The 706-nt window shown below is 68.1% G+C and carries 1 pseudogene; it reads right to left on the reverse strand.

Annotation, left to right across the window (positions count from 1 at the left end):
• Positions 1–706 (reverse strand): annotated as a pseudogene (locus QZ281_RS12175) (hypothetical protein); the annotation flags it as partial.

Here is a 706-nt window from a genome sequence, read left to right on the forward strand (position 1 = left end):
AGCCCCAGATGGCCTGCAGCGCCTTCTCCGGCTGACGGTTCATCAGATAGACGGTGGCCAGATTGGTGGCGACCTGGGCCTTGGCCACGCCGTCCAGCCGTTCGTCCACCTGGTGTTTCAGCAGTTCGGCGGCCTGATCCAGCAGGTCCACGTCGATCAGGCGGCGCGACAGACGCCGCACCATCTCGTCACCGTCAGCGCCGATGGGGGTCAGTTCGCGGAAATCATAGAACAGGGCCAGGGCCTGAACCGGCTGCAGCCCATCCGCCGCCCCCTCCAGGAACAGGGCGCGGAAGGCGTTGGACTGATCTGCTTGAACCTCTGCGGCGCCCGGCACGCCCGCCATCCGCTTGCCCGCGCCGCGCAGGGCGTCCAGCGCCTCGCGATAACGGCCCTGCTGCAGATAGATGTCCGACAGTTTGCGGATCACCGCCAGTTCGGTCGCATCGCCGCGCCAGCGCCACTTCAACTGCTCCAGACGCTGCGCCGCCTTGTCCGGCGTCAGGGTTCCGCGATCCAGCTCCAGCGAGATGGCGCCCAGTTTGGCGGGTGTGGCGATGCCGTCCAGCGGCGCCCGCGCCACCGCCTTGTAGATGGCCAGCGCCCGGTCCTTGTCGCCGCTCAGCTCAAACAGGCGTGCCTGCACCAGCCGCGCCGTCAACTGGTCGGCGGCGGGGGCGTTCTGGCTGAAGACATAGGCCAGCAA

The organism is Brevundimonas sp. (genome assembly GCF_018608325.1).
GTDB lineage: Bacteria > Pseudomonadota > Alphaproteobacteria > Caulobacterales > Caulobacteraceae > Brevundimonas.